Annotated in this window: 7 protein-coding genes; 3 read left to right on the top strand and 4 right to left on the bottom strand. The window is 72.3% G+C overall.

The features are described from left to right. The first annotated feature begins 15 nt into the window (after nt 1–15). A complete protein-coding gene (locus ACWCRB_RS17290) occupies nt 16–768 on the top strand; it encodes a Mut7-C RNAse domain-containing protein (protein ID WP_450996853.1) in 753 nt (250 codons plus the stop codon). A gap of 68 nt (nt 769–836) precedes the next feature. Beyond that, on the top strand, nt 837–2,285 hold the full coding sequence (locus tag ACWCRB_RS17285; RefSeq protein WP_450996852.1) for an ATP-binding protein: 1,449 nt from the start codon (nt 837–839) through the stop codon (nt 2,283–2,285). Nucleotides 2,286–2,296: 11 nt separating this feature from the next. On the opposite strand, the gene ACWCRB_RS17280 is transcribed toward ACWCRB_RS17285, so the two are convergent. From ACWCRB_RS17280 to ACWCRB_RS17265, 4 genes are read right to left on the bottom strand one after another with little or no spacing between them, the layout of a single operon-like run. Beyond that, nucleotides 2,297–3,619, bottom strand: a complete 1,323-nt coding sequence (locus ACWCRB_RS17280; protein ID WP_450996851.1) for a TIGR02679 family protein — start codon at nt 3,617–3,619, stop codon at nt 2,297–2,299. Next, nucleotides 3,616–7,824 (bottom strand): TIGR02680 family protein, encoded by a 4,209-nt coding sequence (locus ACWCRB_RS17275; protein ID WP_450996850.1) that lies wholly within the window; start codon nt 7,822–7,824, stop codon nt 3,616–3,618. The genes ACWCRB_RS17280 and ACWCRB_RS17275 overlap by 4 nt, the downstream gene beginning before the upstream one ends. Continuing rightward, nucleotides 7,821–9,209, bottom strand: coding sequence for a TIGR02678 family protein (locus ACWCRB_RS17270; RefSeq protein ID WP_450996849.1), 1,389 nt, complete (start codon nt 9,207–9,209; stop codon nt 7,821–7,823). Before ACWCRB_RS17270 ends, ACWCRB_RS17275 begins: the two co-directional genes overlap by 4 nt. Continuing rightward, a complete protein-coding gene (locus ACWCRB_RS17265; protein WP_450996848.1) occupies nt 9,209–10,954 on the bottom strand; it encodes a TIGR02677 family protein in 1,746 nt (581 codons plus the stop codon). Before ACWCRB_RS17265 ends, ACWCRB_RS17270 begins: the two co-directional genes overlap by 1 nt. 335 nt (nt 10,955–11,289) lie before the next feature. Between ACWCRB_RS17265 and ACWCRB_RS17260 the strand changes: the two genes are divergently transcribed. Continuing rightward, complete coding sequence (locus tag ACWCRB_RS17260) at nt 11,290–12,333, top strand: lysylphosphatidylglycerol synthase transmembrane domain-containing protein (protein WP_450996847.1); 1,044 nt, start codon at nt 11,290–11,292, stop codon at nt 12,331–12,333. Nucleotides 12,334–12,921 lie beyond the last annotated feature (588 nt).

Below are 12,921 nucleotides of genomic sequence, written 5' to 3'. Positions count from 1 at the left end.
TGACATGCTGATCGGGTGAGCAGACCGGAGATCGTGATCAGTTTCGCCCCTGAGCTGCGGCTCTTCGTCCCGGCCGAGCGGCGTGCCGGACATACGACCGTGGTCACCGACGGGTCGTCCTCGCTCGGGCATGTGGTCGAGTCGCTGGGTGTGCCGCTCACCGAGGCCGGACGGCTACTGGTCGACGGCCGGGAGATGCCGGTGTCCCATGTGCCGGTCGCGGGCGAGACGGTGGAGGTCGCCGCGGTCATCCGACCGCAGCGGGTCCCGGGAGCGCCGCTCCGATTCCTGCTCGACGTGCATCTGGGCACGCTCGCGCGCCGGCTGCGGCTCCTCGGCGTGGATGCCGCGTACGAGAGCGAGGACATCGGCGATCCGGCGCTGGCCGCGCTGTCGGCGGCGGAGCGGCGGGTACTGCTGTCGCGGGACCGGGGGCTGCTACGACGCCGGGAGCTGTGGGCGGGCGCGTACGTGTACAGCGACCGCCCGGACGACCAACTCCGGGACGTACTGGACAGGTTCGCACCCACCCTCACCCCCTGGACCCGCTGCACCGCCTGCAACGGACGGCTGGAGCAGGCCGACAAGGAAACCGTCGGGGAGCGGCTGGAGCACGGGACGCGACGGACGTACGACGTGTTCGCGCAGTGCGTGGACTGCGAGCGCCTGTACTGGCGGGGCGCGCACCACGCGCGGCTGGAGGCGATCGTCGAGGGGGCGGTCAGGGAGTTCGGCGGGGCGACCGAATCACTCAATGTGATTGAGTAGTTACTCGTATTCTCCATACTATGGTTCACTTGAGTATGTTCAGTGCGAGCAAACTCGGAAGGTGACCCATGCCAGGCTTCGTAGGCCGCAAATCCGAGCTGGCAGCCCTGGAGCGCCACCTCTCCTGGGTGCGCGACGGTCGGGGCGACCAGCGCGGCCGCGCCCTGCTGCTTCGAGGACGGCGCCGGGTCGGGAAGTCGCGGCTGGTGGACCTGTTCTGTGAGCGCGCCCAGGTACCGTACGTCGTCCACCAAGCCACCCGGGGTGAGGACGCCCACCGGGAACGGGCCCGATTCCTCTCCGAGGTCCGGCACTCCGCACTGCCCGACACCGCGCTCCTCGCCGGTGTCACGACCGTCGCCGAATGGGACACCGCACTTCGTCAGCTCGCCGTGGTGCTCCCGGACGACGCCCCCAGCATCGTCGTACTCGACGAGCTGCCCTGGATGCTCGAAGGCGACCCGGTCCTGGAGGGCACCCTGCAGACCGTGTGGGACCGCGTACTGAGCCGGAAACCCGTGCTGCTCATCCTCATCGGCAGTGATCTGGCCATGATGGAGCAGCTCTCCGCCTACGGCCGCCCCTTCCATCAGCGAGGTGTCGAGATGGTGCTGGCGCCTCTCTCCCCCTCCGAAGTCATGGCGATGACCGGGCTCCCCGCTGCGGACGCCTTCGACGCCCACCTGATCACCGGCGGTCTGCCGCTCGTCTGCCAGGAGTGGCAGGAAGGTGAGCACCGCGTCGACTTCCTCGCCCGTACCCTCGGCGATCCCACCTCTCCCCTGCTCGTCTCCGGTGAGCGGATACTGGCCGCCGAGTTCCCGACCGCCCTCCAGGCCAGGCACGTGCTCTCCGTGATCGGCAGCGGTGAGCGGACCTTCGGCACGATCGCCGCGAAGGCGGGGGCGGCGGACCGGCCGCTCCCGCCCGGCTCGCTCAACCCCGCCCTGCGCACCCTCGCGGACAAGGGACTCGTCGCTGCCGACACCCCTCTCTCCACCCGCCCAGGAGACCGCGACCGCCGCTACCGCGTCGCCGATCCCTACCTCCGTTTCTGGCTCGCCTTCCTGGAGCAGGGGATTCCGGAGATCGAGCGTGGGCGCGGCCGGATCGTGGCCGAGAGAGTCGAACGCGGATGGACCTCGTGGCGTGGTCGGGCGATCGAACCCGTCGTGAGGGAGTCGCTGGCCCGGCTGCTCCCCGACGACACGTGGCCACAGGTGCGGGAAGTGGGCGGCTGGTGGCCTCGTACGAACAATCCCGAGGTGGACCTGGTGGGGGCGGACAGGTCGTCACCGGCCCGCGAGATCGGGTTCGTCGGCTCGATCAAGTGGCACGAACGCGGCTCCTTCGACCATCGCGCCCTGGCCGCGCTGGCTCGTGACGCCATGGCCGTACCCGGTGCCGACGACGACACTCCGCTGATCGCGGTGTCCCGCTCCGGATTCACGGCGGGCGGGCCGGCGGTGACGTACGGGCCCGAGCAGCTGATGGAGGCCTGGGGCTCCGCTGTGTGAACTCCCTCCCCTCACTCCAGGTCCTCCAGCAGAAGATCGAGCGCCGCCTCCTCGTGCAGTGCCACCCCCAACGCCTCCATGGCCGGGGCCAGTTCCGAGTCCCAGGAGGCCTCGACGGGCGGGCCTGCCAGGGCTAGGGGCGGGGTGCCGTGGAGTTGTGTGCGGGTCGCGAGGTACTCGTAGTCCGCTGCCGTCATACGCCAGGGGTCGGCCTCGTATCGCCGCATCATCCGGTTGGCCAGCACGATCCCCGCCCAGTCGAAGTCCCCGTGGTACGCGAAAGCGCAGCCCGCCGCCGCCAGCGCGTCCAGCAGCGTGAGGACCACCGTCGACGCGCTCCCCGACGTGCACACCAGGGCGGCACCGCAGCCGGCGTCCGCCGCCGCCTCCACCACGCGCGGGTTCTCGCAGACGTGGATGCGGGTTCCCTGGGGCAACTCCAGGTGCAGGCCCCGCAGTTCACGGAGTGTCAGATGGGTCTCCATGGCGTGGGCGGCGCGTTCGCACAGGGACGCCTCCTGCCAGGTCCCGCCTCTCGGGCGCAGGCCGTACGTCAGGACCGTGCTGGAGACCTCGTCGGGGGTGACCGAGGCCCGGCGCCACAGGGCTCGGCGGCCCGGGGCGTCCGTCGGGAGGTCGACGCCCTGGGCCAGGGCTATGCCGCGCAGGACCAGTCGGGACAGCAGGGTGCCGTCGTCCAGGCCGTGGGCCGAGCCTGTGGTGCGGGTGGCCAGTTCACCCCGGCCCCAGGTGGCGGGGGTGGGGTCTGGCCGCTTGTCCGGGTAGAGGGTCGCGAGGGTCTGGATGGCCTGGGTTGCTGTGGTGAGCGCGATGGCGGACGGCTGGCGGGTCAGCGTGCCGGATCGGCGTATCTCCTCCAGCCATTGGGCGGTCCAGAGGTGGGCGGAGAGGGGTGTGGCGGCCAGCGTCGCCTCTGCCGTGGACCACAGGTGTGTGCGTTCGGCCGCCGCCGCGTCGCGGGCCGCTCGCCGGTCGGTCAGGGGTGGGCCCAGGGCCGTCAGCGTCGCCGTCAGGTCCCGGCCGACCGCACTCGACCGGAGGCGGGTGTCCAGGTCCGGCAGGCGGATCGTGGCCGTGGGTCCGGTCACCGGCTTGGCCAGGAGCAGGGACAGGGCTTCCCGCTCCGCCACGTCCAGGTGCTGGAGGCGGATCGTGCCGGTGGGCCGGAGGCCGTTGCGTTCGAGGCGGGTGCGTGCCGCCGTCCAGAGGCGGGTCAGGCCCGGGCGGGTGAGGAACGTGAACGCCTCTGCGGTCAGGGGCAGTTCACCCGCCCCGTCCAGCGGCAGTTCATCCGCCTCTTCGGCCTTCGTCATACCGACACCAGTCTCCGTTGCCGCCCGTTCCACGTGTAGTGGAGCGTGGCCACGCCCCGTACGTGCGGGTCGCGCAGGCATTCGTAGATGTGCAGGGACGGTACGTCGGGCCAGTTGCCGATCAGGCGTTCGCTGGTCAGGACGAAGTCGAGGTCCAGGTCGACGAGGATGCGGCCGAGGCGGGCGTGGGTGGGCTCGTCGACCTTCGCGAAGGCGTCGTCGAGGAGGATCAGCCGGGGAGCGTGCGGGGCGGATTCGGCGAGGCTGGTGAAGTGGGCCGCCGCTGCCGCGAAGAGGACCAGGTAGGACAGGACGCGTTGTTCGCCCTGGCTCATGCCCGTTCGGCCCGAGAGCTTACGGCGGGACGACGGTGCCGCGTCGTCCACCACCCACGGGGTGAACGTGAACCAGTCGCGGTAGTCGAGGGCGGTACGGAGGTGCGCGGCGTAGCCCGCGGCCGGGTCGGCGCGGCGGGCGTCCTCGATACGGCGCTGGAGGACGTCGCGGAGTTGCTCGGACTCGTCGCGGGTGCGCAGGCCCGACGGACTGCGGAGGAGATCCACGGCCGCCTTGACGTCCGCTTCCACGCCGTCGGCCAGTTTCCAGTCGAGCGTCACGCCGAGACCGTGTGACGTACGGACCGTGGACAAGGTGGCGTTCAGAGCCCCTACCAGGGCGCCCGCCGCCAGGACCTGGGTGGAGAGGTGGTCGCCCAACTCGCCCGTCAGGAAGCGCTGGAAGACCTCGCGTTCGCGTTCGGTGAGTCGGTTGCGGGCGTCGGCCGCCTGGGACGCGATGCGTTCGCCGACCGTCGCGATGTCCTGCGGGCCGTGGTCGTCGACGAGCTTGCAGAGCTTGATGCCGTCGTGTTCCTCGATCGTCGCGTCATAGCCTCCGGAGAGCTGGTCGCGCAGTTCGGTGTGGCGGTTGAGGAGTGTCGTGTCCGTGATGTCGCGGCGTTCAGGGTTCAGACGGGCCAGCACCGCGTCGACCAGCAGGTGCAGTGCTTTGATGCGTTCCCGTACGTCGTCGTGGACCGGGTCCGGCGACTTCAGGGCGGCAACACCCTCGCCGTCCTCCTCGCCGTCCTCCTCCCCCTCCAGAGCCGCACCCCCGGTCACCCCCGGCAGCGAGAGAGCCGTCCGCAGTCGTCTGCCGCAGGTCAGCGCCTCGTCCTCCTGTGCCGCCAGGCTCTCGCGCCGCGTCCTCTCCTCCTCTTCCGCTCGTACGCGCTTGTCATGGACGTCGGCCAGGTCGCGCCGTGCTCCCGGGAGTTGGCGTCCAACCGTGTCCAGGCGGCGCTTCGTCGCGGCCTCGCGGGCGAGGATCTCCTGCTCCGTGGCGCCGAGGGCCTCCTCCAGACCCCGGACCGTGCGGCGGGCGGCCTCCAGGCGGCCGAGCGGTGCGACGTAGTCGGACTCGGCTTCTCCGGCCGCCGACTCGGCGCGCTCGTAGTCCGTCCGGCCTGCGCGGTGGCCGTCGATGGTGGAGACGACCGCGCGTACTCTCCGCCGCAGCTGCTCCGTGCCCTGTCCCAGGCGGTTCAGGGCCAGGCGGACCGTGTCGAGTGCCCCCGGGTCCGCCGGGAGTGCGTGGGCGCTCGCCGTCGCCTCCGCCTCCCTGCGGGCCGCGACAGCTCGGGCCCGTGCCCGCTCCGCCTCGCGCGCGGCCGTGGCCGCCTGCCCGGCGAGGGACTCGGCGACGCGGTCGGCCTCGGCGGTACGGGCCCACGCGTCCGTCAGCCGGCGTGCCGGGGGCGGCCTGCGCAGGGTGTCGGCGACCTGATCGCGATGCTCGGTCAGCATCCGCAAGTGACGTTCGCGCTCCGCCAACTCACCTTGGATCACGGCTATTTGGGCGTCCAGTTCGGCCAGCTTCCGGCGCCGCGTCTCCGCCCGCACCTCCGCTCCGACGTACTCGGCGGCCTCCTTGGTGTGACGCCCGCGCACGATGCCGAGCTGCCATGCGCCGTCCATGCCGACGACGGTGTGCGCGCCCGTCCCTCCCTCCGACACGTCCCCCACCAGTGCCACCGCCGCCAGCACCCGTTCGATCTGCTCCACCGTCACCCCGCTGTCCGGCGCGGCGACGGGCCGTAGTACCCCGGCGAGTGTGGGACCTGCCATCGCCGCTCCCGGCACCAGGAGGGTGTCCCGGGTCGCCCGGTCCAGGAGCGTGCCGTCCGCGCGGACCCAGGCGTCGAGGAGGCCGCTCGCCTCCAGTGCGGCTTCCAGGCCCGCTCGCGCGTCCGGCGGCAGGTCGGGGGCGAAGTCCACGAGGCGGTACAAGGGTGCGCCGGTGCCGGGGGTACGGGGCGCCGCGCGGTGGGGCGGAGCCGGTGGCTCGGGGTCGGTACGACGCTCCCAGTCCTCGCGCTCGCCCCGGAGGCGGTCGCGGTCGGCCGTCAGTCGGTGGAGCGTGACGGCGACGGTGTCACGCTCCACGCCGAGCTCCGTCAGCCACGGGTCGACGGCCGCCCTGGCCGCGTCGGCCACCTCGTCGGGGGCCTGTGCGGGCAGCGGCCCGTCCACCGGGTCGTGTGCGAGCAGGGTGAGTACGGCGTCCAGGGGCACCCCGGTGAGGCTGCGCAGCCGCTCGGTCCACGCCTTGGCCGCGTCGGCGTACGAGGCTCCCTCGGCCACTGTTTCCCGGCGGCGCTCCTCGGTGCGGGCGCGCGCGTGTTCCGCCTGTTCCTCCAGTCGTTCGCGAGCCGCGTCGGCGTCGTGCGCCTCGATCTGCGCCCTGCCCGACTGCTCGATGAGGATGCCCAGTTCGGTCACCGTCCGGGCCCGGTTCCTGATCACCGGCCGCACGGCGTCGAGTTGGGCGTCCCAGGCGTGCAGCGCGGTCGTGCACGGCTCGGTGTCGATCGCCAGCGCCTCGGGGTGGCGTACGAGGTGGAAGTCGCCGTCCGGGGAGGTCAGTTCGGCCGTCGTCGCGGGCGCGACCGGCGTGGCGCGGGTCGCGACGGGCTCCCCCAGGTGCACGGGGTCGAGTCCGGACCGTTCCGCCTCATGTACCAACTCACCGTGTGCCGTGCTCAGTTCGACCAGGTCGGCGCCGAGCCGCCGGGCCTCCTCGGTGAGCCGGCGGGCCGCCTCCTCCTGGTTGCTGTGCGCCTGGCGCACGGACTTGAAGGCGGTGGTGGCGGCGCTGTGCAGGGCGGTGACGGTGGCGCGTTTCTCGGCGAGTTCCGTGAGACTGCGGTATCCCGTGCTGGCGTGCAGCGCCGCGAGGTCCGTCTCGGCGGCGATCCGCTCGTCCTCCAACGACTCGGTACGGGCGCCGAGTTCATCCTCCTCCTGCCGGAGTTCCTGCGCCTTCCGCGCCGCGTTGCCCGCGGCCCTGCGGTACTCCGCCAGTCGCTCCAGTTCGCCGTTCGCCCGGTCGGCGCGGCGGCGCAACGCGCCGTGGAGATAGCCGCGGTAGGCGGTGAGGAAGGTGCGCAGCGCCTGGTCGGTGCGTTCCAGCCGGCCCAGGTCGGCCCGTACGGCGTCGAGGTCGTCGAGGTTGCGGGCCACCTTCTCCACGACCTCGTCGTCGAGGGCGGGCAGCGTCTCGGCGAGGACGGAGACCAGTCCTCCGGAGTCGATGCGGTCGCCGATGGTGGGGCGGCGCAGCCGGTGGAGGAGGTGCAGGAGGTTGCGGTAGCGCGCCGGATCGCTCAGGCCGAACAGTTCACGGGCGGCCCTGGCCCGGTGTTCGACAGCCCGGTCGGTGACGTTCTCCGGGCCGACGAGGGACTTGAGCCGGTCCACGGGGAGCGGCTGGCCCGCCGGGGCCAGGTCCAGATCGGCACCGACCCGGAGCGGGGTCACGAAGAAGAAGGGCTTCGCCGTCCTGGTCGAGCGGGACGCGCGGACGGCCGCTCCGAGGGTGAGGTGGTGGTCGTCGCCCTCCTCGTCCGTCCGGACGAACTCCACCCAGAGATAGCCCAGCCGGTTGGTCTGTTCGAAGCCGTCGAGCATCAGCCAGAGGAGGGAGGTGCGGCCGGTGCCGGTGGCGTCCAGGGCACGGGCGTCGCCGTCGAGGAGGTACGGCAGCAGCATCTCCAGGGCCTTGGACTTGCCCGCGCCGTTCTTGCCGCGCAGCAGCAGCCGGCCCTCGCCGAAGGCGAACTCCTGCTCGTCGTACTGCCAGACGTTGCGGATACCGGCGCGGTGCAGGCGGTACCGGTTCCGGTGGTGGGCGGCAGCGCGGCTCATCGGGGCGGCTCCTTGAGAATTCCGTCCGTGGGGGAATCGTTCGTGGGGGAATCGTTCGTGGGGAACTGTTCGGAACGGGGCTTGACCTCGACCGTGGTGGCGTACCGGGCCGCGGCGGCAAGCAACATCCAGCCGCCATCACGCTGTTGGCCACGTGCCCCGGAGACGTCCGTGACGGGACGGCCGTCGGTGACCGTCTCCTCGTAGCCCTCGGGCACGCCGTAGCCATCCGCGCGGACCGGACCGGCCGGTGCCATCAGACGCATCCTGGCCAGGAGGTCGAGGACGGCGGCGAGGAATCCGTCCCGGTCCTCCAGGTGGCCACGCATCCAGTTGGCGCGTCTGCCGTACTCCTCGATCAGTTCGTCGAGCAGTCCGGGCAGCAGCCCCTCCGGGACGGGTACGCCGATCACCAGCCGCCCGCCCACCGCCGGGTGCCCGGGGCCGGCGGGGCGCAGCCGGTCGGCCAGCCGTGCCACGAGGAGCAGCGCGGCCTGCGCCACCGTGCCGGTGCCGGGGAGGTGCAGGTCGGTGAGTTCGGCGTCCGGGTCGACGAGGGCGATGCCCTCGGCGCGGATCTCGGCCTCCAGACCCAGCAGTTCGGAGAACGCCTGGGCCTCGCGGCGCTGCCGGGTGCGCAGCCATTCGCGCTCGGCGTCGGTGAGGTCGTCGAGGAGAACGACGGGGGTCTCGACCAGGCGCCTGCGGACGTACGTACGCGGCCCGCCGAAACCGGGGTCCGCGGCCCGGCGTACCAGGTCCGCGCCGTCGCGGCTCTGGGCGAGCGGGCCTGCGACGGCTGCCCGCGCGATCTCCCGGTCCACGGTCAGCAGCGCCTCTCCGGCCTGTTCCCCACTCCGTCCCTCGCCCTGTTCCTCGGCGACGGCCGAGACACGGCCCTCGGTCTCCACCAGCACACCCCAGTCGACGAGTTGGCGCAGCGCGGCGGCGAGTGTCCGGCGCTCGGCCTGCCGCCCGGTGTCGGTGATCTCGATCCCGGCGTCGACGGCCGCGGCCCGCAGATCGGCGACGAGCTGGGAGAGCAGGAGCTGTTCGGGTGCGGTGACGAGGACCGACAGGGCGAGGGCCAGATAGGTGTACGTCCGTGGGGTGAACGGCGTTCCGGTCGACGGACGTTCGAGGCGGTGACCCGAGTCCGGGCCCAGGCCCGCCTTGAAGAGACGGGCGTACGTGGCCTCCACCAACAGCCGGTATCCGAAGACCTGTTGGAAACGCTGGGCGAGCCAGTCGGCGTGGCGCCTGACCAGGGGGAAGGTGTCGCTGTGCGGCCCGGTGGCGGTGACCAGAGGGTGGGCCAGGAGGAGCCGGGCGGCAGTGCGGCGCTCGGCGGCGAGTGCGACGTCGTGTGCGGAGGGCAGGGGCATCAAGCGCTCGCTTCCTCGGCGGCGGCGGGTGCCGAGTCGATCCGGACTGCCGAGGGGCTCTGGACTGCCGAGGGGCTCTGGACTGCCGAGACGTGCTCGACGGCCAGGGTGAGGTCGTCCGCGGTCAGGTCGCCGTCCACGGACCGCAGGACCGTGTGCCGGCCCGGGGTGCGCCATGCGGTCAGCCGGATGCCGAGGTCCGCGTCGCTCGCGTGCGCGCCGTCGAGCAGGAAGTCGTCAGGGGCATTGCCTCCCTGGTCTCCCGTGTCGCTCTTGTCGCCCTTATCGCCCTTGTCGCCCTTGTGTAGCTGGGCGTTGCCGAGGGCCGCGGTGAGGAGTTCCAGCAGCAGCCGCATGGCCGGGGCGCCGAGTCTCACCTGGTCGAACCTGCCCGACGCGCTGCGCAGCTCGTCGGCCGCCGCCCGCCTGGCCTCGGCCTCCTCCCGGGCCTCTGCCATCAGGCGCCGCTTCTGCTCGGTGTGGTCCTCGGCCGCCGCAGCACGTCCACGCGGGGCCCTGCTCCCCCGCTCGCGCAACGCCACCGGCACGTCCACGACGGGCCCCGTCCACCAGCTCACGTACGCCGGCACGGTCCGGTCCGGATCCGGTGCCACACCCAGGTGCCGTGCCCCGTAGAGCCCGAAGGCGGCGACCGCGAGATCGTGGGCCTCCGCGGGCTCCGCGGCGTCGAACCAGGCCGCGAGGCGCAGCAGGTCCTTGCGGCGCGACATCTCGCCGGATGCGGAGCGCAGCATGCGCTTGGCGTTGGCGAGCAGTGACTGGAGGGCGCGCAGGGTGGCGTCCCGGAGCTGGTCCACCTGGCTGCCGTGCAGGGGCCCGTGTTCGTGCCCGCCGGTGTCGGTGAACCAGTCCCGCAGCCCCTCCCAGTCCGCCAGGTCCCGCCCCCGGCTGCGCTGTACGCGAGTCTCGGGCAGTCCGTCGGCGAGCGCCCCGATACCCGCGATACCCGCCGCGTGGCCGTCGACACGGGCGAGCAGCTCGGGCAGCCGCGGCCAGAGGGCGTCCAGGTGGGTGGCGATGCGCGGGGCCCTGAAGGAGACGTCCTCGGTGATGGCCTCCACATAGTCGAGCAGCAGTTCCTTGAAACCCTGGTATTCGGCTCCGTCGAGGTCGTAGCGGGCCAGGACCTGGCCCAGGTAGGCGTAGAAGTCCCGTACCGACTCGGCGAATTCGGCGAACTGGACGAACAGGGTGCTGATCCGCTCCAGCGCCTGCTGCGGGTCCGCGCCGCCCGGCGCCGTGGCCAGCGCGACGATCTCACGCAGCCCACGGTCGACGAGGGCGAGCAACTCGCTGCTCACCTCGCGCGCGGCGTCCGCCCCGGCCAGCACCTCGTCGGCGTCACGCTGCACCCGCTCCCCCAGCTTGGTCAGCTGGTAACGGGACCGGGAGCGCTGGTACTCGGCGATGCTCATCGCCCTGACCGTGTGCGTGCTGCGCAGCAGATTGCCCCAGCGCACCAGCTGCTCGAGCCTGGCGGTGAGTGTCTCGGCGTCGATTGCCGCCCCCGATCCGCCCGCCCGGCCCAGTTTGGCGAGCACATCGGGTATGGACAGATCCGCGAGCAGCGTGCCGCAGAACACTCGCATCACCGCGACGTACTCCAGTCGCTCGGGCGCGCTGAGATAGCTGTAGGCGCTCAGTCGCTGCCAAGCCCCGGCGCCGGGCTCCTCCCCCTGCTCCCCTTGCTCCCCTTGCTCCCCGTGCAGCTCGTTCCCCTCCATACCGACGAGCGTACGGACCGCCTCCGACACTCCGCCGACAGTCGGAGAAATCGGGCGAGGCCGCCCCATATGAAGCACCGGCGCGAAACAGGCGCGCCCGGCCAGCCGTGTGAGACGGCTCACGATTGAGGCGTCGATCGGCGACGACGGGGGGAGACTCCGTAAATAAAGATGCAGGCATCATTTGTGTCGCCCGTCCGCCCTCACCCCTTCTGCTCCTGGACACCACCCCGTCACGCGGACTGGGGACGCTCCTGCCGTCCGCTTGCTTCGCTCTTCATTTCCCCCCGTTCGCCCCGTCCGCGTGGGCGCCACGCGGAAGGACGACGCGCGCTGTGTCCTCATTGCCGATAGTCCCCATAGCCCCGCCCGCCTCCACGGTCCCGCTCCCTACCCAGGACGCCCCGGACCGCTCCCCCACCGCTGCCCGCCCCCCACGGTTTCCCAGCGCCCGGCACGCTCGCCGGGTGCTCTGTCTGCTGCCGCTCCTGCTCATCGGGGTCTGGGCGGCGGACAACTGGCGGGTCCTGCACGACGGGGCCCGCCAGCTCACCACCGCCGACCCCGGCTGGCTGGCGATCGGGGGCGCGTTCACCCTGCTGTGCTGGATCTCCGCCGCCTTCGCCCGGCAGGGGGCGATCCCGGAGCGGCTGCCGCCCGGGCTGCTCCTGGCCTCGCAGTTCGCCGCGGGCGCCGCCAACAACGTGCTTCCAGCCGGTCTCGGCGCCCACGCGGTCACCCTGCGTTTCCTCACCGGCCGAGGCATCCCCCTGGCCCGAGCCACGGCATCCCTGGCCCTGTACTCCCTGGTCAAACCGGTCGCGAAGCTCCTGGTGATCCTCGTGCTGCTGGCCACCTTCCCGACGTCCCTCGGCGCCACCGACCTCCTCCCGGACGGCGGAACCCTGCTGCCCATCGGCGTGGGCGTGGCCGTCGCAGTGGCCGCCGTGACACTGCTTCTGACCCTCGTACGTCCGCTGCGGCGCCCCCTGCTCGACGGTCTGCGCACCGCCCTGACCGACGCGCGACGGCTGCACACCCGGCCGGCCCGGGTGCTGGCGCTCTGGGGCGGGGCCGCAGGCTTCTCCCTGTGCCAGGCGGCGGTACTGGCCAGCGTCGGAGCCTCACTGGGGCTCCCGATCGCCTGGCCGGACGTCCTCTTCGCCTACCTCGCGGCGAGCGCCGCGGTCGGCGCCGTACCCGCGCCGGCCGGCATCGGCCCGGTCGACGCGGCCCTGGTCTTCACACTGGCCGCCCTGGGCGCCCCCCTGTCCCTGGCCGCCGCAACGGTCGTCGGCTTCCGCGTCCTGACGGTCTGGCTGCCGCTGCTACCGGGGGCGCTGGTGCTGTCGTTGTTGGTGCGGAACAAGGTGTTGTGAGGCCGCGGGATGCTGTGGGGCACCCCGGTGTCGTGACCCGCTCGGGTGCGGTGATGCGCCCGGTGCTGTAACGCGCCGGGCGGTCGGACCCATCCAGGTGACGTGCCCCACCTCGGTGCTGTGACCCACCGGGGGGGGCGGACCCGCCGGGGGGGTCGGACCCACCTGCGCGCCGTGACCCACCCCGGTGCGGTGAAGAGCCCCCGTGCTGTAACCCGCCAGGGTGTTCTGACGCCCCCGGATGCCGTGACCCACTCGGGTCCCGCGCCCCACCCAGGCGTGGTGATGCGCCCGGTGCTGTGACGCGCCAGGGGCCCGACGCACCCAGGAGACGTGATGCGCATGGTGCCGTGACTTACCGAGGTGTGGTGACGCGCCGAGGCGTCGTGACCCACCCCGGTGCAGTAGCGCCCCCGTGCTGTAACCCGCCAGGGTGTTCTGACGCCCCCAGGTGCTGTGACCCACTCGGGTCCCGCGCCCCACCCAGGCGTGGTGATGCGCCCGGTGCTGTAACGCGCCGGGGGCCCGACGCACCCAGGAGACGTGATGGGATCCGTCGTCGATCGCCTCCGCGACGGATTCGGCCAT

It is taken from the genome of Streptomyces sp. NPDC002156 (assembly GCF_053593675.1).
Note: the sequence above shows the minus strand (reverse complement) of the source record. Positions and strands in the feature narration are given on the sequence as shown.

Bases quoted from the DNA above. Each gene is read 5' to 3' on its own strand.
- ACWCRB_RS17285 (WP_450996852.1), top strand. From the start codon at position 837: ATGCCAGGCTTCGTAGGCCGCAAATCCGAGCTGGCAGCCCTGGAGCGC.
- ACWCRB_RS17280 (WP_450996851.1), bottom strand. From the start codon at position 3,619: ATGACGAAGGCCGAAGAGGCGGATGAACTGCCGCTGGACGGGGCGGGT.
- ACWCRB_RS17275 (WP_450996850.1), bottom strand. From the start codon at position 7,824: ATGAGCCGCGCTGCCGCCCACCACCGGAACCGGTACCGCCTGCACCGC.
- ACWCRB_RS17270 (WP_450996849.1), bottom strand. From the start codon at position 9,209: ATGCCCCTGCCCTCCGCACACGACGTCGCACTCGCCGCCGAGCGCCGC.
- ACWCRB_RS17265 (WP_450996848.1), bottom strand. From the start codon at position 10,954: ATGGAGGGGAACGAGCTGCACGGGGAGCAAGGGGAGCAAGGGGAGCAG.